This is a genomic window from Caenimonas soli, from assembly GCF_013155545.1.
In the GTDB taxonomy this organism is placed as follows: Bacteria; Pseudomonadota; Gammaproteobacteria; order Burkholderiales; family Burkholderiaceae_C; genus Ramlibacter; species Ramlibacter soli.
On the sequence record NZ_JABJVV010000006.1, the window covers coordinates 238004 to 257522 of the forward strand.

The following is a 19519-nucleotide window of genomic DNA, read 5'->3' on the forward strand; positions in this document are numbered from 1 at the left end:
GCCTCGCGGCCGCTTTTTTTATGGGCGCGGGCTCAGAAGGCCCTCGGGGCGCGCAAGGGGCCGGCCGGCGGATTGCTGCTCGGTGCGCCGCCCATGAACGTCGTATCGGGCGCGGGGGCGGGAAGGGGTTCTCCCACTGGCAACTGAGCGGCTGGCACGGGCGAAGTCTCCGCCACGATTGGCAAGGGAGCGGCCACGATAGCCGGAATCGCAACCACTGCTGGAGTGGCCACAACGGCCGGAGTGGCTGCCACGGCCGGAGCAGCAACCACGGCGCGCTGAGGCACGACGGTGCTTGCCGTGGCCCTTGCTCGCCTCGGAACGAAGGCCATGCCGGCTGGCGCCACGCCGGAGCCAGGGCCTTCGGCGCCTGGGCCGTCACCGACTCCGCCGCCGGAAGCCGCCGTACCTGCGGCAGACCCGCCCGCACCACCGCCACCGCCGGTGCCGCCGCCACCACCACCGCCAGTACCAGCGCCGCCGGCACCCCCAGCGCCACCACCCCCGCCGGCTCCAGCACCACCGGCGCCCGCTCCAGCACCACCGGCGCCTGCGCCACCGGCGCCAGCCCCACCGGCACCCCCGCCGCCCGCTCCAGCGCCACCACCAGCACCGCCGCCATCACCACCCCCGGCTCCACCAGCACCGCCGCCGCCGGAACCGCCGCCGCCGGAACCGCCGCCGCCGGAACCACCGCCGCCGGAGCCACCGCCGCCGGAGCCACCACCACCGGCGCCACCGCCACCGCCTTTCGCAAAGCTGTCGTCAGTCCATGTCACGCCCAGTGAGCCCACCAGCGCGGCTGTGAGCAGGGTCAACCCGAATTTCCTCTTGAACGCTTTCACGATGTGCTCCTGAAACAAAGATGTGCAAACGCCCCATCGTGTTCGCGCCAGCTGATCAGTGGGGTCGGATTGCGGCGAGTCCAGGCGTCCGGAAAACCTGACACAGCCATTCGCCCCAGTCACTGCCGAGCGGCTACGATGCCTGCAAACCCAACACGCGAGGTACGCGCCAATGTTTCGATCCTTCTTTTTTTCGCGCCGCTGGTTGCCGTGGTCCTTGCTGGGCACGGCGCTGATCCTGTTCGCCACCTGGTATCGGGTGCAGCTGGACGTTCAGATCAACGAGTGGTTCGGTACTTTCTACGACCTGATCCAGAAGGCGCTAGGCAAGCCCGGAACGATCACGATGGCCGAGTACTGGGGCCAGATCTCAACGTTCTTTCGCATCGCCATGCTCTACGTGACCATCGCAGTCGTGCTGGACTTCTTCGTCAAGCACTACATCTTCCGCTGGCGCACGGCGATGAACGACTACTACATGCAGCATTGGCACAAGCTGCGCCATATCGAAGGGGCGGCGCAGCGGGTTCAGGAAGACACCATGCGCTTTGCCAGCATCATGGAAGGCTTGGGCGTGGACTTCATGCGCAGCCTGATGGTGCTTGCGGCGTTTCTGCCCATCCTGGCGACGCTGTCGGCCAAGGTCACGGAGCTGCCGTTTTTTGGAGTGGTGCCGTACTCGTTGGTCTGGGTGGCGATCGGCTTTGCGCTGGCGGGCACTGTGCTCCTCGCGATCGTGGGCATCAAGCTGCCGGGACTGCAATTCCAGAACCAACGGGTCGAGGCGGCCTACCGCAAGGAGCTCGTCTACGGCGAGGACGACGCGAGCCGCGCGTCACAGCCGGTGGCGGGCACTCTGTTCGGGGAAGTGCGCCGCAACTATTTCCGCCTGTTCTTCCACTACCTCTATTTCGACGTGGCGAAGTGGTCGTACCTGCAGTTCGGCGTGCTGGTGCCCTACATTGCGCTGGCCCCCACGCTGGTCGGCGGCGTCGTCACCCTGGGGGTGATGCAGCAGATCGTGCGCGCATTCGGGCGCGTGGAAAGCGCGTTCCAGTTCCTGGTGCTCAGCTGGAGCACGGTGATCGAGCTGATCTCCGTTTACAAGCGGCTGCGCGCTTTCGAACAGCAGATCGAGCGGCCCGACACCGCTGCGGCACTCCCCGAACGCGCCTAGGCGACCGCTAGCTCCACTTCGATGCCGCTGAGCACGGCATTGCCCGACAGCGGGTCGCGCCAGTTCTCATCGAGCAGATCGTTCAGGTTGGCGCCCGGGCGCTTGGCTGCCAGCGAGAGGCGGGTGCCTGCCAGGTTGTGGCCCCAGCCATGCGGCAGGCTCACCACGCCCGGCATCATGTCGCCGCTCAGCTGGACGCGGGCCTCTATGCTCCCTGCGCGGCTCGAGATGCGGGCCATCGTGCCGTCGGCCAGTCCCAGGCGTTGCGCGTCTTCGGGGTGGACCAGCGCGGTGCAGCGCTCGGGCCCCTTGGCCAGCAGCGGCAGGTTGTGCATCCAGCTGTTGTTGGAGCGCACTTCGCGCCGGCCGATGATGACCATGGAGGGGGTCTGCCGCGCCAGGTCCTGAGCCGGGCGCTGCAGGTCGGCCAGCAGCGAGGGCGGCGCCAGTTCGATCTTGCCCGAGGGCGTGCGCAGCATTTCCGGCACCCGCGGTGTGAGTTCGCCGAGGTCGATGCCGCCAGGGGCTGCCTGCACCTTGGCCAGGTTCAGTCCGTCCGGCGTCGCTCCAAACCCGTCGCCGTAGGGGCCGTTGCGCAGGGCCATGTCCAGCAGCCGCGATGGCCCCTTCAGGTGGGCCGTAGCCTCGATCACGGCGGCCGCCTTGTCGGCGAACAGCTTGGTGGCTTCGCGCCCGAACTGTTCAGCGTCGAGCTGGGCCGGATCCGCCTTGGCGCCCCCGCCTTGCACGATCGCCGTCAGCTTCAGCAGCGTCGCCCATTCCGGCAATTGGCCCTGCGGCAGGTCGAACACCGCGGCGCTGTAGCGCGCGTGGTTGCGCCAGGACAGCTGGGGAAACGCAACGTCGTAGTGGCTGTCTTCCAGGGCGGAGGGAGCCGGCAGGATCACGTCGGCATGGCGCGAGGTCTCGTTGACATAGATGTCCATGCTGATCATGAAGTCCAGCTTGTCCAGGGCCGCGGCCAGGCGCAGGCCATTGGGCGACGAAAGAACCGGGTTGCTGCCGATGGTGATGAGCGCCCGTATCTGCCCCGGCCCCGAGGTCTCCATCTCCTCTGCCATGCAGGTCATAGGCAGTTCGCCGAACACCTCGGGCGCGCCGCTGACACGGCTCTTGTGGCGGCCGGTGATGACACCGCGCCCGCTGCCGGGCGTGCCCGCCGTATTGGCCGCGAAGGCGGCCGCCTTGGCGAACATCGCGCCGCCGGGCTCGTCCAGATGCCCGGTCAGCGTGTTGAGCACGTCGACCAGCCAGCTCACCAGCGTGCCGTATTCCTGGGTGCAGGTGCCGATCCGGCCGTAGACAGCAGCGCGTGGTGCCGCCGCGAGCTCACGGGCCAGGCGACGGATGTCCGCCGCCGGAATGCCGCAGCGATCGGCAACCTTCTCGGGCGCGAAGGGCTGGACCGCGGATTGCACCGCATCCACGCCGTCGACGTGGGGCGCGACACGGCCGAGGCGCACCAGGTTCTCGTCGAACAAGGTATGCACCATGCCCAGCAGCAGAAACACGTCGGCGCCCGGCCTGATGAAGTGATGCTCATCGGCCAGCGCCGCGGTTTCCGTCCGGCGCGGATCGACCACTACGAACTTGCCGCCGCGCGCGCGCAAGGCCTTGGCCTTGCCGCGGAAATCGGGGACGGTCCACAGGCTGCCGTTGCTGGCCATCGGATTGGCGCCCAGCATCAGCAGGTAGTCGGTGCGCACGATGTCGGGGATCGGGATGCTGAACATATGGCCGAACACCAGGCCGCTGGACAGGTGCTTGGGCATCTGGTCCAGCGTGGATGCGGAAAAGATGCTTCGCGTGCCCAGTGCCTTCATCAGCTTCGGCCCGTACATGAGCAGGCCGATCTTGTGCGCGGCCGGATTGCCCAGCGACATGGCGACCGCGTCGCGGCCGTGTGCGGCCATGACCGGGGGCAGCCTGCGCTCGATCTCGGCAAACGCCTCGTCCCAAGTAGCTTCGACGAACTCGCCATCGCGTTTGATCAGCGGCGTGCGCAGGCGGTCCGGGTCCTCGTGCAGGTCTTTCAAGGCCACGCCCTTGGGGCAGATGTAGCCCGCGCTGAAGACGTCCGCCTCGTGCCCGCGGATGCTGACGATCTTGCCTTCGTTCACTTTGAGTTCCAGCCCGCAGCAGGCCTCGCACAGGGGGCAGATGCGGTGGTGGATGGTTTCGCTCATGTCGGTGTCTCCAGATTGCCCATCCTCCCCGATACCCCGCCCGCGCGCGATCACGCGGGCGACATCAGTTTTCGAAGAACGTCGCCCGTCATTGCGTCTGCCGGGAAAAAGGTTTCGAGGGCCAGTTCCTGCAAGGTCACGTCGATCGGCGTGCCGAACACCGTGGTGGTGCTGATGAAATTGAGCACGCCGTATTGCGTCTGGAACTTGAAGGGCATGGCCACGCCCAGCAGCTCGCCGTCCAGGTGGGTGTCGCCGGCGCCTTCGGGCACGGGATAGGCGCGCAGCTCTTCCAGCAGAGCTTGCAGCACGCTGTCGCCGGTGGCGTGGATCTGCTGGCGAAGCCGCTCGAACAGGTGGTTGCGCCACTGGCCCAGATTCACGATCCGCGGCGCCAAACCTTTTGGATGCAGGCTCAGGCGCAGCACATTGATCTGCCCTTGCAGCAATTCCAGATCGGCTCCCGCCATCAGGTGCGGCAGCATGGCATTGCCCGCCAGCAGGTTCCAGTGCCGGTCCACCGCCAATGCCGGGTAGGGCTCGTGGCTCTTGAGGATCAGCTCCACGGCCTGGCGCGCAGCCGAAAGCGCCGGGTCATCCAGCGGGCGTTCGCGGTACATGGGCGCGTATCCGGCGGCTACGAGCAGGGCATTGCGCTCGCGCAGCGGCACGTCCAGGCGTTCGGCCAGGCGCAGCACCATCTCGCGGCTGGGAACCGAACGGCCGGTCTCGACGAAGCTGAGGTGGCGGGTGGAAATCTCGGCCTCCTGCGCCAAGTCCAGCTGGGACAGGCGCCGGTGCTGGCGCCAATGGCGCAGGTGCTCGCCAAAAGGCCTGGGCGCCGGGCGGTGAGCGGAGTGGGTCGCAGTGTTCATGGCGCCATCGTAGGCCCAGCGCCGGCGAACTCCTATTACCTGGCGCGTAATCGACCGGCGGCCGCAGCGGGGGAAATATCGAGGCCTCTCAAACCGAAAGGAGCTTCTCATGTCCATCTTCGCTTCTCCCAAATTCCTTCGCAACGTGCTCCGGGCCGACGCTGCGGCCGGGGCCGGGAGCAGCCTGCTGCACCTGCTGGCAGCCGGCCTGCTGGCCGAACTGCTGGGCGTGCCCCATGGCGTGCTGGTGATGAGCGGCGTTGCACTGCTGGTCTACGTGGCGATGGCAACGTATCTGGCCGCCTGCGACCCGATCCCGCGTGCCGGCGTGAGCATGCTGATCGCCGCCAACTGGGCCTGGGTCGGGGCCTGTGCGGTGGTGTTCATGATGAATGCGTCGGCCCTGACGCCGCTCGGCCAAGCCTATGTCGTTGTCCACGCCCTGGCGGTGGCCGCGTTGGCCGAGCTGGAGTGGTTCGGCCTGCGCCGCGCCCCGCGGGCCGGCTGGGCATGACGGGGCCATAAAGAGGGCTTTTCTTTCTTGTATGCTGTGGAACTTTGGCGCTACCGAGAGCGCCATGCCCGGTTTTTCATTCCCAGCATCAAGAGAGAAAGCCCATGACCCGCGTATTCAATTTCAGCCCCGGCCCCGCAACCCTGCCCGAACCCGTGCTGCGCAAGGCAGCCGAGGAAATGATCGATTGGCACGGCTCGGGCATGTCGGTGATGGAAATGAGCCACCGTGGCAAGGAGTTCATCTCCATCCACGCCGAGGCCGAGAGCCTGCTGCGCGAGTTGCTCGGCGTACCGGCCAACTACAAGGTGCTGTTCCTGCAGGGCGGCGCCATCGGCGAGAACGCCATCGTCCCCATGAACCTGATCGGCAAGAGCGGCAAGGCCGACTACGTCAACACCGGCGAATGGTCCAAGAAATCGATCAAGGAAGCCAAGACCTATGGCAAGGTCAACGTGGCGGCTTCGAGCGAGGCGGGCCACTTCACGGCCATCCCCAAGCAGAGCGAATGGAAGCTCGATCCCGAGGCTTCCTATGTGCACATCTGCTCGAACGAGACCATCGGCGGTGTGGAATACCACTGGACGCCCGACACCGGCAAGGTGCCGCTGGTGGCCGACATGTCGTCCAACATCATGTCGCGCCCCATCGACATCAGCAAGTACGGCCTGATCTACGCGGGTGCGCAAAAGAACATGGGACCCTCGGGCGTCACCGTCGTCATCGTGCGCGACGACCTGCTCGGCCACGCGTTGCCGATCACTCCTTCGGCATTCAACTACCAGCTGCAGGCCGAGAACGACTCGATGTACAACACGCCGCCGACCTACGCGATCTACATCGCCGGGCTGGTCCTCAAGTACATCAAGGAGCAGGGCGGCCTGAAGGCCATGGAAGCGCACAACAAGGCCAAGGCCGCGATCCTCTACGACTTCCTGGACAACAGCGGCTTCTACCGCAACCCCGTGGCCAAGGATGACCGTTCGCTGATGAACGTGCCCTTCAAGCTGAAAGACGACTCGCTGGACGAGGCCTTCCTCAAGGGCGCCCAGGCCAAGGGCATGATCCAGCTCAAGGGCCACCGCTCCGTGGGCGGCATGCGCGCTTCCATCTACAACGCGATGCCTATCGAGGGCGTCAAGGCGCTGGTTGCGTACATGAAGGAATTCGAGGCCCAACATGGCTAACAGGCTGTTCAAGGTCCTGGTCCTGAACCAGGTCTCGCCGAACGGCCTGAAGCGCCTGCCCGCGGAAACCTACACCGCGGGCAAGGACATCGCCGACCCCGACGCCGTGCTGGTGCGCTCGGCGGACATGCACGGCATGGAGATCCCGGCCAGCGTCAAGGCCATCGCCCGCGCCGGCGCCGGCACCAACAACATCCCCGTCAAGGCGATGAGCGCGCGCGGCGTGCCGGTGTTCAACGCGCCTGGCGCCAACGCGAATGCGGTGAAGGAGCTGGTCCTGGCCGGCATGCTGATGGCGGCGCGCAATCTTGCGCCCGCGCAGCGCTTCGTCGAGCAACTCGACCCTGCGTCCGCCGACCTGGACAAGACAGTCGAAGACGGCAAGAAACACTTTGCCGGCTACGAGCTGGCGGGCCAGACGCTGGGCATCATCGGCCTGGGCAAGATCGGCTGCCTGGTGGCCGACGCCGCCATCAAGCTGGGCATGAATGTGCTGGGCTATGACCCCGAAATCACCGTCGATGCTGCCTGGAGCCTGCCGGCCCAGGTGAAGAAGGCCGGCAGCGTCGCCGACGTGCTCAAGAACGCCAACTTCATCTCCCTGCATGTCCCGCTGGTGGAAGCAACGCGCGACCTGGTCAACGAGAAGAACGTTTCGCTGGCCAAGCACGGCGCCGTGCTGCTGAACTTCTCCCGCGAAGGCGTAGTGAGCGACTCGGCCGTCCTGGCCGCGCTCGGCCGCGGCCAGCTCGGCTGGTACGTTTGCGATTTTCCCAGCGGCCACATCCTCAAGCATCCCAAGGTCGTGGCGTTGCCGCACCTGGGCGCTTCGACCCGTGAAGCCGAGGAGAACTGCGCCGTCATGGTGGCGGACCAGCTGCGCGACTACCTGGAAAACGGCAACGTCGCCAACGCGGTCAATTTCCCCAACGTCAGCATGGAACGGGAGTCGCGCTATCGCGTGGCCATCGCCAATGCCAACGTGCCCAACATGCTAGGCCAGATCTCCACCGCCATGGCTCAGGCGGGCCTGAACATCCACAACATGGTCAACAAGTCGCGCGGAGACATGGCCTACACCCTGGTGGACGTGGACAGTGCCGTGGGCGACGTCGTCGTCGCCGCGCTCAGGGGCATCGAGGGGGTTTTGGCGGTACGGTACCTGCCCCAGGCGGACTAGCAGGCCCGGGGACTGAAAGGAACCGTAACGGCTCCGGGGTGAAGGCCGATGGTTGCAAAATGGCGCCAAGAGCAATAACACCGGAGTTGAGATGCCCCACGCTTTCGCCAACACCCAGAAGTCCTTCAAGACCGCCTCCGGAAAGACCGGCAAGTTCTTTTCGCTCCCGGTTCTTGCCCAGCAGTTTCCCAAGGTGGAACGGTTGCCCGTCTCCATGCGCATCGTGCTGGAATCGGTGCTGCGCAACTGCGACGGCAACAAGGTCACGCCCGAACACGTGCGGCAGGTGGCCAACTGGTTTCCCAACGCCGACCGCACCGAAGAGATCCCCTTTGTGGTGGCGCGCGTGGTGCTGCAGGACTTCACCGGCGTTCCCCTGCTGGCCGACCTCGCGGCAATGCGCAGCGTGGCGTCGCGGATGGGTCGCCGGGCCGGCGCGATCGAGCCTCTCGTTCCCGTGGATCTCGTGGTCGATCACTCCATCATGGTCGATCACTACGGCACCAAGGACGCGATCGACCTGAACATGAAACTGGAATTCCAGCGCAACCGCGAGCGCTACGAGTTCATGAAATGGGGCATGCAGGCCTTCAGCACTTTCGGCGTGGTTCCGCCCGGCTTCGGCATCGTCCACCAGGTGAACCTGGAGTACCTGGCGCGCGGCGTGTTCAAGGGCGCGGACGGTGTCTACTATCCCGACACCCTGGTCGGAACCGACAGCCACACCACCATGATCAACGGCATCGGCGTGGTGGGCTGGGGCGTCGGCGGCATCGAGGCCGAGGCGGCCATGCTGGGCCAGCCTGTGTACATGCTCACGCCCGACGTGGTCGGCTTCGAGTTGACCGGCCGCCTGCGCGAGGGCTGCACCGCGACCGACCTGGTCCTGACCGTGACCGAGATCCTGCGGAAAGAAAAGGTCGTCGGCAAGTTCGTCGAATTCTTCGGCGAGGGCACGCGCACGCTGGCCCTGCCGGACCGCGCCACCATCGCCAACATGGCGCCCGAGTACGGCGCGACGATGGGTTTCTTCCCGGTGGACGAACGCACGGTCGAATACTTGAACGGCACCGGCCGCACCAAGGACGAGATCGAGGCGTTCGAGGCCTACTTCCGGGCGCAGGGACTCTTTGGTGTGCCGCGCGCGGGCGATATCGACTATTCGCAGGTCGTGCGTCTCAACCTCGGCGACGTCACGCCCAGCCTGGCGGGCCCCAAGCGGCCGCAGGATCGTATCGAGATCGGCAAGGTCGCAAGCCAGTTCGCCACCTTGTTCAGCAAACCACAGGCAGAGAACGGCTTCAACCAGCCGGCCGAGACGCTGCAGACACGCCACCTAGTGCACCCCTCCGGCGAGCAGCCCGATCCCAAGGTGCCGGCCAATCCGCCCACGCCCCCGGCCGCGCCGCGCTCCGTGATGGAGATGGAGGGCAACAAGCCCACCCTCGCATCCGCCCAGTTCGAGGCGCCGTCAACAAGGGTTGAGGCGGAAGACATCACCATCGGCCACGGCGACGTGCTGATCGCCGCCATCACCAGCTGTACCAACACCTCCAATCCGGGCGTGCTCCTGGCCGCGGGCCTGCTCGCGAAAAAGGCGGTGGAGGCGGGCCTGCAGGTCAAGCCGCACATCAAGACTTCCCTGGCCCCGGGATCGCGCATCGTCACCGAATACCTGACGCAGGCGGGCCTGATGCCCTACCTGGAGAAGCTGGGGTTCGCGCTGGCGGGCTACGGCTGCACCACCTGCATCGGAAATTCCGGCGACCTGACGACCGAGATCAACGAAGCCATCACCAAGAGCGATCTGATCTGCGCCGCCGTCCTGTCGGGCAATCGCAACTTCGAGGCTCGCATCCATCCCAATATCAAGGCCAACTTCCTGGCCAGCCCGCCGCTGGTGGTGGCCTATGCCATCGCCGGCACGGTGCTGCGCGACCTGATGACCGAGCCGGTGGGCAAGGGCCACGGCGGCAAGGACGTGTGGCTGGGCGACATCTGGCCGAGCAGCGACGAGATCTACAAGCTGATGAAGTTCGCGATGAACGGCAAGGCCTTCCGCGAGAACTACGCCAAGGTCAAGACCGAGCCGGGCGCGCTGTGGCAGGACATCCGCGGCGTCAGCGGCGAAACCTACACCTGGCCCAAGAGCACCTACATCGCGCAGCCGCCGTTCTTCGAGGACTTCACGCTGGAACCGGCCGCCGCGGCCGGTGAGGTGTCGGTCCGTGAGGCCCGCGTCATGGCGCTGTTCGGCGACTCGATCACCACCGATCACATCTCGCCGGCCGGCTCCATCAAGGAAAGCTCGCCGGCCGGGCAGTGGCTGCTGGCCAACGGCGTGAAGAAGCCCGACTTCAACAGCTACGGCGCCCGCCGCGGCAACCACGAGGTGATGATGCGCGGCACTTTCGCCAACGTGCGTATCAAGAACCTGATGATTCCGGCCGGCCCCGACGGCTCGCGGGAGGAGGGCGGGATGACGCTCTACCGCGATCCCGACGGCCGCCCCTGGAAGATGTTCATCTACGACGCCGCCATGAAGTACATCTCCGAGGGCAGGCCCACGGTGATCTTCGCCGGCGAGGAGTACGGCACCGGTTCATCGCGCGACTGGGCCGCCAAGGGCACCCAGCTGCTGGGTATCAAGGCCGTGGTCGCGAGGAGCTTCGAGCGCATCCACCGCAGCAACCTGGTGGGCATGGGCGTGCTGCCTTTGCAGTTCAAGGGGAGCGACACCTGGCAGACGCTGCGGTTGAACGGCGAGGAATTGGTCGACGTCATCCCCGATCCCATGTTGCGGCCGCAAAGCGACGCGACTCTGGTGGTGACGCGGCCCGACGGCAGCCGCCAGGAGCTCACTGTGACGCTGCGCATCGACACGCCCATCGAAGTGGACTATTACCGGCACGGCGGGATTCTTCCCTTCGTGCTCAGGCAGTTGCTTGCGGCCTGAGGGATTGCATTGGTAGTATCATAAGATTGGATCGGGCGGCAAGCGCAGTGCTGCGTCCGGGACAATGGCATTACCCACAATCACGAGGCCCTCCCCGAGATGGGCCCATTCCTGAGGAGTTCGAAATGAAGAAGTTTTCAGCGGCGCTCGCCGCCGTGTTCGCGTGCGCGTCGATTCCCTGCACGGCGATGGTGTTTGCGGTGAACGAGGGCGCGACGTACCGGGTGTCCGAAGCTGACATCCAGCAGAAATACAAGCCGGTGGCCGACGACCTCTCCAAGCTGCTGGGGCAGAAGGTCACCATCGTCTCCGTGCCTGAATACAAGACCATGGCCGAGGGGCTGGCAGCCGGGCGCTACGACCTGGCGTACATCCATCCTTCGCACGTTGCGCTGAATGGCATGGCCGCCAACGGCTACCAGCTGGTGGCGTTGACCAAGGGCTTCACCGATTACCGTGCCCATTTCCTGGTGCGCGCCGATTCTCCAGTTCGCGCCTTGGCCGATCTCAAGAGCAAGAAGGTCGGCATTCCCTCCCCCGATTCGATCACTTCCGTGCTCGCTCGCACCACCCTGCGCGAGTCCTTGAAAGAAGGCGCGGAGACCGTGGCCTATGTCCCCACGCGCTATCAGGACGCAATCCCTTTCATGGTCGAACATGGGCTGGTGGATGTCGGCGTGACCGGCTCGGACGCCGTAGCCAAGGCCTGGACCGCCGCCGGCGGCAAGATCGCTTTCTCCAGCAAGACCGTTCCGGTGAAGTTGCTCCTGGCGGCCAAGCAGGTCAAGGCGGACGAACTGGCCGCGATGCAGGGCTATTTTGTCGGGCTGGACCAGAGCGACAAGGGCCGGCGAACATTGGAAACCATCGAGAAAAAGGGTTTCGTGTCGTTCGACGGGGAAGCCCTGACCGCCGTCAACCGCTGGATCGCCACCGGCGTGAAGTGAGCGTGTTCGAGCGCGCCCTGCGCGCCCAGCCGGGGCAGAATCGGGCCCATGACAAAACAGGCGTTGGTTGCGGGTGGAGGCATAGGCGGCCTGGCCGCGGCGCTGGCATGCACTCGCGCAGGCTGGGAGGTGCGGCTCTATGAACAGGCGCCCGCATTCAGCGAGGTGGGTGCGGGCATCCAGCTGGGCCCGAACGCGACCCGCGTCCTGACAGCTTGGGGCCTCGGAGGAGCACTGGCTGCCATCGCCGCTATTCCGCAGCGATTGGCGGCGCGCAGTGCGATCGACGGCACCGAGCTGGCGGCAATGCGCCTGGGCGCGTCGTTCAGTAAACGCTACGACGCGCCTTATGCCACTTTGCACCGCGCCGACTTGCAAGGCCTGCTGTTGGGCGCCGCGCGCGAAGCGAGCGTCCATCTCAGGCTATCCGCCCAGGTGACGGCGACGCAAGACACCGGGGAGGCTGTGCGCCTGCGCGTGGGCGCTGGCCATTTTGAAGTGGAGGGGGATGCCCTGGTGGGCGCGGACGGGCTTTGGAGCGCTGTGCGCGGGCACGTTTTTGCCGACGCACCCCCTGCCGCAACCGGACACCTTGCGTACCGCTCACTCGTCCTGCAGCGAGAGCTGCCCGCGGCCCTGCGTAGCCAGGACGTCACCGTCTGGCTGGGACCGCGCATGCACCTGGTGGCATATCCGGTCAGCGCCGGTGAGCGGCTCAACGTGGTGGCGATCGTCCAGGGCGGCGCGTCCGGGTCGGCGCGCGACTGGGACCAGGCGGCTGTGGCCGCCGAACTGTATGCCGCCGCGGGCCCGCTGTGCGCGCCGCTGCGGGACCTCGTGCAGGCCATGCCGCATTGGCGGCTGTGGGCCTTGTACGACCGGCCCCCTATGCGCGGGCCCGATGAGTTGGCGCGTGGCCGGATCGCGTTGCTGGGCGACGCGGCGCACCCGATGCGCCCCTATCTGGCGCAGGGCGCGGCGATGGCCATTGAAGATGCGGCGGAGCTGGGCCGCGTCCTGGCCATGTCGGCGGACGTGCGGCTGGAAGTGCCGCTGGCGCTGCGCCGCTACGCATTGAACCGCTGGGAGCGCTGCGCGCGCACGCAGGCTCGCGCCCGGCGAAACGGACGGGTCTTCCACGCCACAGGTTTGTTGCAGCGCGGCCGGGACCTGGCCCTGCGGCTGCTCGGCGAGCGGTTGTTGGACCAGCCCTGGCTGTATCGCTGATTAGAGGTCGGTGCGCAGTTTCCAGATTTCCGGGAACAGCACCACGTCCAGCATCTTGCGCAGATAGCTCACGCCGCCGGTGCCGCCGGTGCCGCGCTTGAAACCGATGACGCGCTCGACGGTCGTGACATGGCGGAAGCGCCAGAGCCGGAAGGCGTCCTCCAGGTCCGTGAGCTCCTCGCCGAGTTGATAGAGGTCCCAGTGGTGATCGGGATCGCGATACACGACCAGCCATGCCTGTTCGACTTCCAGGCTCTCGACGTAGGGCTGCGTCCAATCACGTTGCGTGTGGGTCGCAGGAACCGCCAGGCCGCGGGCAGCCAATAGCCTCAAGGCCTCGTCGTACAGGGAGGGAGATTCATAGGCCGCCTGCACCTGGGCCAGCAGGTCCGGCCGGTGCGCATGGGGCTGCAGCATCGCCGCGTTCTTGTTGCCCAGCGCGAACTCGATGCAGCGGTATTGCGCGCTCTGGAAACCGCTGGAGCTGCCCAGGTAGGGCCGGATGGCGCTGTACTCGGGGGGCGTCATGGTCGCCAGCACGTCCCAGGCATGAACCAACTGTTCCATGATGCGCGACACCCGCGCCAGCATCTTGAATGCGCTGCCCAACTCATCGCGCGCGATCGCGGAGATGGCGGCGCGTAACTCGTGCAGCATGAGCTTCATCCACAGCTCGCTGGTCTGGTGCTGGATGATGAACAACATCTCGTTGTGGTCCGGCGAGAGGGGCTTCTGCGCATTGAGGATGGCGTCGAGCTGCAGGTAGTCGGCGTAGCTCATGGACTTGCTGAAGTCCAGCTGGGCCTTTTCGTCCCGGACGATGTCCTCGGGTTTGCGTGGTTCCATGTCAGGTCACCGCATGTTTCTGGTTGAACTCGGGGCGCTGCCACTCGCCGGAATCGAGCACCTGCTTGAGATGCTCGACCGCCTGCCATGCGTCCTCGAAACCGATGTACAAGGGCGTGAAGCCGAAGCGCAGGATGTCGGCTTGCATGGCATCGCCGGCCCGGTAGTCGCCGATGACGCCGCGCGCGATGAGCGCCTGCACGATGGCATAGGCGCCTTCGGCTCGGGTCAGGCAAACCTGCGAGCCGCGCTGGGCGTGCTCGCGCGGTGTCGCCAGACTGAGGCCTTGGCCGGCGCAGCGTTCCTCGACGAGCCGGATGAAAAGGTCGGTCAATGCCAGCGACTTGGTCCGCAGGGCCGCCATGCCGCCCAATGCTTGCGTGGCGAGCACGGCGTCGAGTCCGCATTCCAGCGCCGCCATGCTGAGGATGGGCTGCGTGCCGCACAGGTAGCGGGCAATGCCGGCGGCAGGGCGGTACTCGGGCGTGAATTCGAACGGTGCCGCATGGCCCCACCAGCCGGCTAATGGTTGCTCGAAGCGGTCCAGGTGGCGCGGATGCGCCCAGACGAAAGCCGGCGCGCCGGGGCCGCCATTCAGGTATTTGTAGCCGCAGCCGATCGCGAAGTCCGCGTCGGCGCCGTGCAGGTCCACCGGCACGGCACCAGCGCTGTGGGCCAGGTCCCATACCGCGAGCGCGCCCGCCCGGTGTGCGGCTTGCGTCACGGCGCTCATGTCGTGCATGGCGCCCGTGCGGTAATTGACATGGGTGAGCATGAGCACCGCGGTGTCGGCGCCCAGCGCGGCTTCGATGCCTTCGTCGTCGACCAGTTGCAGTCTGTAGCCGCGCTCCTTGCAGAGGGCCTGGGCGATATACAGGTCGGTCGGGAAGTTGCTCCGCTCGCTGACCACCACCCTGCGACTCGGCGCCCTCTCGTGCGCGATGCGCAGCGCCGCACTGAGCACCTTGTAGAGATTGATCGAGGTGCTGTCGGTCGCCACGACTTCACCCGACCTGGCCCCCACTAGTTTCGCAATCTTGTCGCCCAGGCGTTGCGGCAGTTCGAACCAGCCCGCGCTGTTCCATGAGCGGATCAGGCCCTGGCCCCATTCCTGGCTTATGGCCTGGGCCACCCGCTGGGCCGTGGCCTTGGGCAGCACGCCCAGCGAATTGCCGTCCAGGTAGATCACGCCTTCGGGCAGCGTGAACAGGTCGCGCAGTTGGCGCAGCGGGTCTTGCGCGTCCATCGCGCGGCAGTCTTGCAAGCTCGTCATAGTTGGCGCAACACGGCTCGAACTGGGGAAGCGTCGGCCGTCGTGAGTTTCAGGGGCAGGGCGATCAGCTCGTAGTCGCCCTCGGGCACGTCATCGAGCACCAGGTTCTCCAGCACGCGCAGGCCCAGCCGGCGAATCACCTGGTGGCAGTCCAGGGTCTTGCTTTCGGCGGGATCGATGCTGGCCGTGTCGATGCCCACCAGCTTCACGCCGAGGGTCGCGAGTTTTTCTATCGTCTCTGGGGCGTAAGCCGCAAGCTCATCGTCCCAGCGATCGACAGGCATGCGCTCATAGGTGCGCACCAGCACACGCGGCGGCAGCTCGCGCACGGCGTGTTGCAGGTGTTCCCATTGCACCAGGGGCCCCCGGCCAATGGCGTGGATCACGCGGCAGGGGCCCAGGTAGGGCGCCAGGTCCACGGTCCCGATCGAAGCACCCTCGGGGTCGTAGTGCAGCGGCGCATCCGCGTGGGCGCCGATATGCGGCGACAGCGTGATGCGGCTCACGTTCACCGGGCAGCCGGGAGCGAGCGTGGCCGACCACTCCTGCTCGTAAGGCGTGTCGCCGGGAAATACCGGCGAGCCGGGCGCCACCGGGGGCGAGATATCCCAGATCCTTTTCATGGAAGAAAGTGTGCGCCGCGGCGCGCCTGCGTGGTGTCGGTTAATTCCAACAGCACCTCAAAAGTTGAGGCTTCAAGCATCGGGGCTGAGTCAACCCCGGTCGAGACTGGCGCGTTGCTTCGTAACTGTATATAAATACAGTACATCCACTTCACAGGAGGAATCATGGAACTGCAAGCAGCGCACCAGATCATCGACACCCTGGCCCAGGGCGTCCACCCCGTCACTGGCGAAGCCATGCCCGAGGACAGCCCTTACAACGCGCCCCCGGTGATCCGCGCGTTGTTCGCGGTTTCGCAGGCGCTGCAGGGCAAGCCAGCCCGGGTGCGGCGCGAATTGCCGCCCAATGCGGGCAAGCCCTGGTCGGCGGAAGAGGACGCCAAGCTGGGCGGCGCATTTGCCGCCGGGGTGGAACTGAAGCAGCTGGCCCTGGACATGGGCCGCACGCCGTTTGCCGTGGAAACGCGGCTGATCAAGCTCGGCAAGCTGCCACCGCGGGTGGGGCGTTTTGGTGCCCCGGCGGATTGACGCCCGCAGCGCCTGTCAGGCTACCTTGCCCAGCAGAAGGTATTCCATGAGTGCCTTCTGCGCGTGCATGCGGTTCTCGGCTTCGTCCCACACCACGGACTGGGGCCCGTCGATCACGTCGGCCTCGACTTCCTCGCCGCGGTGGGCGGGCAGGCAGTGCATGAAGAGGGCGTCGGCCTTGGCGATGCGCATCATCTCGCTGTCGACGCACCATTCCGCGAAAGCTTTCTTGCGCTCTTCGTTCTCGGCCTCGTAGCCCATGCTGGTCCACACGTCGGTGGTCACCAGATCGGCGCCCCGGCAGGCGTCCATGGGGTCCTTGAAGACCTTGTAGCTCTGGCTGCTGCGGATGCCGGCAACGGCCTGGTCCACTTCGTAACCGCTGGGCGTGCTCAGGTGGACGGTGAAGCCGAGCAGATCAGCGGCCTGCAACCAGGTGTTGGCCATGTTGTTGCCGTCGCCCACCCAGGCGACTGTCTTGCCCTTGATCGAGCCCCTGTGCTCGATGAAGGTGAAGATGTCCGCCAGGATCTGGCACGGATGAAACTCATTCGTCAGGCCGTTGATCACGGGCACGCGCGAGTATTGGGCGAAGCGCTCGATGCGGTCCTGGCCGAAGGTCCTGATCATCACGATGTCCACCATGCGGCTGATCACGCGGGCCGTGTCCTCGATCGGCTCGGCCCGGCCCAGTTGGCTATCGGTGGTGGTGAGGTTGAGGACGCTGCCGCCCATCTGGTACATGCCCGCCTCGAAGCTCACGCGGGTACGCGTCGAGGCTTTCTCGAAGATCATCGCCAGCGTGCGGTCCGCCAGTGGGTGGTACTTCTCGTACGCCTTGAACTTCTTCTTGATGACGGCCGCGCGCTCGAAGACCCAGGCGTATTCGTCCGCCGTCAGGTCGCTGAACTGGAGGTAGTGCTGGAGGGCCATGGTCACTGCGAGAGGAATTCGCGAACCAGCGGCGCGAGCAGGGCGACGATCTCATCGGCGTCGGCCTCGGTCAGGATCAGCGGCGGTACCAGGCGGATCACGTTATCGGCCGTGACGCTGATCAGCAGGCCCTTGTCGGCGGCGCGCTGCGTCAGCACGCCGCAGGGCTTGTCCAGCTCGATGCCCAGCATCAAGCCCTGGCCACGGATCTCGGTCACGCCCTTCAGGCCGCCCAGCTCGCGCGCCAGCGCTCCCTTGAGGTGGGCACCGACCCGCGCTGCGTTGTCCAGCAGACCCTCTTCTTCCATGATGCGGATGGTCTCGATCCCCGCGCGCATGGCCAGCGGATTGCCGCCGAAAGTCGTGCCGTGGTTGCCGGGCTGGAAGATGTTGGCGGCCTTGGGCCCGGCCACCACCGCGCCGACCGGCACGCCCGAGCCCAGGCCCTTGGCCAGCGGCATCACGTCCGGCTTGATGCCGGCCCATTGGTAGGCGAACCATTTGCCGGTGCGGCCCATGCCGCACTGCACTTCGTCGATCATGAGCAGCCATTCGCGCTGGTCGCACACCTGCCGCACCTGCTGCAGGTATTCGATGCGCATCGGGTTGACGCCGCCTTCACCCTGGATGGTTTCGAAGAACACCGCCACCACGTTCTTGTTGCCCTCGGTCGCGGCCTTGAGCGCTTCGATGTCATTGAGCGGAACGCGAATGAAGCCTTCGACCAGCGGGCCGAAGCCCTTCTGTACCTTCTCGTTGCCGGTGGCCGAGAGCGTGGCGATGCTGCGGCCGTGGAAGGCCTTCTCGTACACCACGATCTCCGGGCGCTCTATGCCCCGGTCGTGGCCGTACTTGCGCGCCAGCTTGATCGCCGCTTCGTTGGCCTCCAGGCCGGTGCAGCAGAAAAAGGCATTGGTCAGCCCCGACAGTTCCACCAGCTTGGCCGCCAGCTTTTCCTGGTTGGGCACGTGGTAGTAGTTGGAGCTGTGGATGATCTTGGCGATCTGGTCCTGCAGGGCAGGGACCAGCTTGGGGTGGTTGTGGCCCAGCGTATTGACGGCGATGCCACCCAATGCGTCGAGGTACTGCTTGCCGTTCACGTCCCACACTCGGACCCCCTGGCCATGCGACAGCGCAATGGGCACCCGGCCGTAGGTGTTCATGGTGTGGGGCGACGAAGCCTCGATCATTGCCATTTAAGAGATCTCCAAAAAAATTCGGCTCAACGCGAGTGAGCCGTTGAGGCCCGATTTTAGGCACAGAGGTTGCGCGCGTTGTTTGACAATTCCGCATCACTGCGATGCGCCGTGACAGCTGGCTGAAAGTTTGATCAGGTCTTATATAAGATATAATACTTGTGCACTGCAGCAGTGGGCGATCCCCGGGCCCGCGGTGCCAAAAACCAACTACACCAATGGTTTCGAGCAGCGCCAAAGAAGTCTTCATCCTCGGGCAAACTCGCGCCGGCAAGATCTTCCGCCCCAGTGACTGGGCGGAGCGGCTGGCCGGGGTCATGAGCTCGTTCCGCCCCGGCGGCGCCCAACCCGGCAGCCACCTCAGCTATTCCCCCTGGTGCATTCCCACCCTGATCGGTGGCGTCAAGGCCGTCGTCGTCAACAGCGAACTGCGCAACCTCGAGCCCATGGCCTGGGATTTCGTGCTGAATTTCGCCAAGGACAACGACCTGCAGGTGGCCGAGGCCTGCCTCCTCCCTGATCCGCCCAAGTAGCGCCCAAAAGCAAAAAAGCCGTCTTGCGACGGCTTTTTTGCTTTTGCTGGCAGCGCACCCGTTTCAAACGGCGCAGGCCTTTCGAGCCTGCGGGCTGTTTGCCTGAAAGGTCAGGCGGCCGCGGTAGCCAGGGCTTTCACCTTGGCGGACAGGCGGCTCTTGTCGCGAGCGGCCTTGTTCTTGTGGAAGATTTCCTTGTCGGCAACCGTGTCCACGATGCTTTGCGCCTTGGCGAACGCTTCGGTCGCCTTGGCCTTGTCACCGGAAGCAACGGCCTTCTCGACGTTCTTCACGGCGGTACGGTATTTGGAGCGCAGGGACGTGTTGGCTGCGTTGAGCTTGACGTCCTGGCGTGCGCGCTTGCGGCCCGACGCCAGGCGCGGGTTCTTTTTCTTGGGTTTGGCTGATGCCATAGTATGTGTTCCTTGTGTCTGAGGATGATGCCAGCAAAGCCCTCCATTATAGTCGCATA

18 protein-coding genes are annotated in these 19519 nt (G+C 65.7%); 9 read left to right on the forward strand and 9 right to left on the reverse strand.

Features of this window, described 5'->3' with window-relative positions:
* Positions 1-32: 32 nt before the first annotated feature.
* On the reverse strand, positions 33-845 hold the full coding sequence (locus tag HNE04_RS11485) for a hypothetical protein (protein ID WP_172218505.1): 813 nt from the start codon (positions 843-845) through the stop codon (positions 33-35).
* Positions 846-1017: 172 nt separating this feature from the next.
* Here HNE04_RS11485 and sbmA point away from each other — a divergent pair, with 172 nt between their 5' ends.
* Positions 1018-2022 (forward strand): peptide antibiotic transporter SbmA, encoded by a 1005-nt coding sequence (gene sbmA / locus HNE04_RS11490; protein ID WP_172218922.1) that lies wholly within the window; start codon positions 1018-1020, stop codon positions 2020-2022.
* Here the strand turns inward: sbmA and HNE04_RS11495 are convergent.
* Entirely contained in the window at positions 2019-4229 is a 2211-nt protein-coding gene (locus tag HNE04_RS11495; protein ID WP_172218924.1) for a molybdopterin oxidoreductase family protein, read from the reverse strand. The genes sbmA and HNE04_RS11495 overlap by 4 nt on opposite strands.
* 50 nt (positions 4230-4279) lie before the next feature.
* The gene (locus HNE04_RS11500) at positions 4280-5104 is read right to left on the reverse strand and encodes a helix-turn-helix domain-containing protein (protein ID WP_172218926.1); all 825 of its coding nucleotides are present in this window, start codon (positions 5102-5104) and stop codon (positions 4280-4282) included.
* A gap of 109 nt (positions 5105-5213) precedes the next feature.
* Here HNE04_RS11500 and HNE04_RS11505 point away from each other — a divergent pair, with 109 nt between their 5' ends.
* From HNE04_RS11505 to HNE04_RS11530, 6 genes are all read left to right on the forward strand, one after another.
* Positions 5214-5618, forward strand: a complete 405-nt coding sequence (locus HNE04_RS11505) for a hypothetical protein (RefSeq protein WP_172218928.1) — start codon at positions 5214-5216, stop codon at positions 5616-5618.
* A gap of 104 nt (positions 5619-5722) precedes the next feature.
* Entirely contained in the window at positions 5723-6805 is a 1083-nt protein-coding gene (gene serC / locus HNE04_RS11510) for a 3-phosphoserine/phosphohydroxythreonine transaminase (protein WP_172218930.1), read from the forward strand.
* A complete protein-coding gene (locus HNE04_RS11515) occupies positions 6798-7985 on the forward strand; it encodes a phosphoglycerate dehydrogenase (protein WP_172218932.1) in 1188 nt (395 codons plus the stop codon). The genes serC and HNE04_RS11515 overlap by 8 nt, the downstream gene beginning before the upstream one ends.
* A 91-nt stretch (positions 7986-8076) precedes the next feature.
* Positions 8077-10941 (forward strand): aconitate hydratase, encoded by a 2865-nt coding sequence (locus HNE04_RS11520; RefSeq protein ID WP_172218934.1) that lies wholly within the window; start codon positions 8077-8079, stop codon positions 10939-10941.
* A 125-nt stretch (positions 10942-11066) separates the two neighbouring features.
* Positions 11067-11888, forward strand: a complete 822-nt coding sequence (locus HNE04_RS11525; RefSeq protein ID WP_172218936.1) for a phosphate/phosphite/phosphonate ABC transporter substrate-binding protein — start codon at positions 11067-11069, stop codon at positions 11886-11888.
* Positions 11889-11936: 48 nt separating this feature from the next.
* Positions 11937-13115, forward strand: coding sequence for an FAD-dependent monooxygenase (locus HNE04_RS11530; RefSeq protein ID WP_172218938.1), 1179 nt, complete (start codon positions 11937-11939; stop codon positions 13113-13115).
* On the opposite strand, the gene kynA is transcribed toward HNE04_RS11530, so the two are convergent.
* Genes kynA through kynB form a run of 3 tightly spaced genes read right to left on the reverse strand, consistent with a single transcriptional unit; the run spans position 13116 to position 15857 of the window.
* Positions 13116-13961: a tryptophan 2,3-dioxygenase gene (kynA, locus tag HNE04_RS11535; RefSeq protein ID WP_172218940.1), complete on the reverse strand. Its 846-nt coding sequence runs from the start codon at positions 13959-13961 to the stop codon at positions 13116-13118.
* A gap of 1 nt (position 13962) precedes the next feature.
* On the reverse strand, positions 13963-15234 hold the full coding sequence (gene kynU, locus HNE04_RS11540) for a kynureninase (protein WP_172218942.1): 1272 nt from the start codon (positions 15232-15234) through the stop codon (positions 13963-13965).
* Complete coding sequence (gene kynB, locus HNE04_RS11545; protein ID WP_172218944.1) at positions 15231-15857, reverse strand: arylformamidase; 627 nt, start codon at positions 15855-15857, stop codon at positions 15231-15233. Before kynB ends, kynU begins: the two co-directional genes overlap by 4 nt.
* Before the next feature lie 165 nt (positions 15858-16022).
* Here kynB and HNE04_RS11550 point away from each other — a divergent pair, with 165 nt between their 5' ends.
* Positions 16023-16385 (forward strand): hypothetical protein, encoded by a 363-nt coding sequence (locus HNE04_RS11550; RefSeq protein WP_172218946.1) that lies wholly within the window; start codon positions 16023-16025, stop codon positions 16383-16385.
* A 15-nt stretch (positions 16386-16400) separates the two neighbouring features.
* Here HNE04_RS11550 and argF read toward each other — a convergent pair whose 3' ends face one another.
* Both argF and HNE04_RS11560 read right to left on the reverse strand, forming a co-directional pair.
* On the reverse strand, positions 16401-17318 hold the full coding sequence (gene argF / locus HNE04_RS11555; RefSeq protein WP_172218948.1) for an ornithine carbamoyltransferase: 918 nt from the start codon (positions 17316-17318) through the stop codon (positions 16401-16403).
* A 2-nt stretch (positions 17319-17320) separates the two neighbouring features.
* Positions 17321-18514: an aspartate aminotransferase family protein gene (locus HNE04_RS11560; RefSeq protein ID WP_172218950.1), complete on the reverse strand. Its 1194-nt coding sequence runs from the start codon at positions 18512-18514 to the stop codon at positions 17321-17323.
* A gap of 218 nt (positions 18515-18732) precedes the next feature.
* Here HNE04_RS11560 and HNE04_RS11565 point away from each other — a divergent pair, with 218 nt between their 5' ends.
* Positions 18733-19047 carry a DUF3579 domain-containing protein gene (locus HNE04_RS11565; protein WP_172218952.1) on the forward strand — a complete coding sequence of 105 codons (315 nt, stop codon included), beginning with the start codon at positions 18733-18735 and terminating at the stop codon, positions 19045-19047.
* A 110-nt stretch (positions 19048-19157) separates the two neighbouring features.
* Here HNE04_RS11565 and rpsT read toward each other — a convergent pair whose 3' ends face one another.
* Positions 19158-19460 carry a 30S ribosomal protein S20 gene (gene rpsT, locus HNE04_RS11570; protein WP_172218954.1) on the reverse strand — a complete coding sequence of 101 codons (303 nt, stop codon included), beginning with the start codon at positions 19458-19460 and terminating at the stop codon, positions 19158-19160.
* Positions 19461-19519 lie beyond the last annotated feature (59 nt).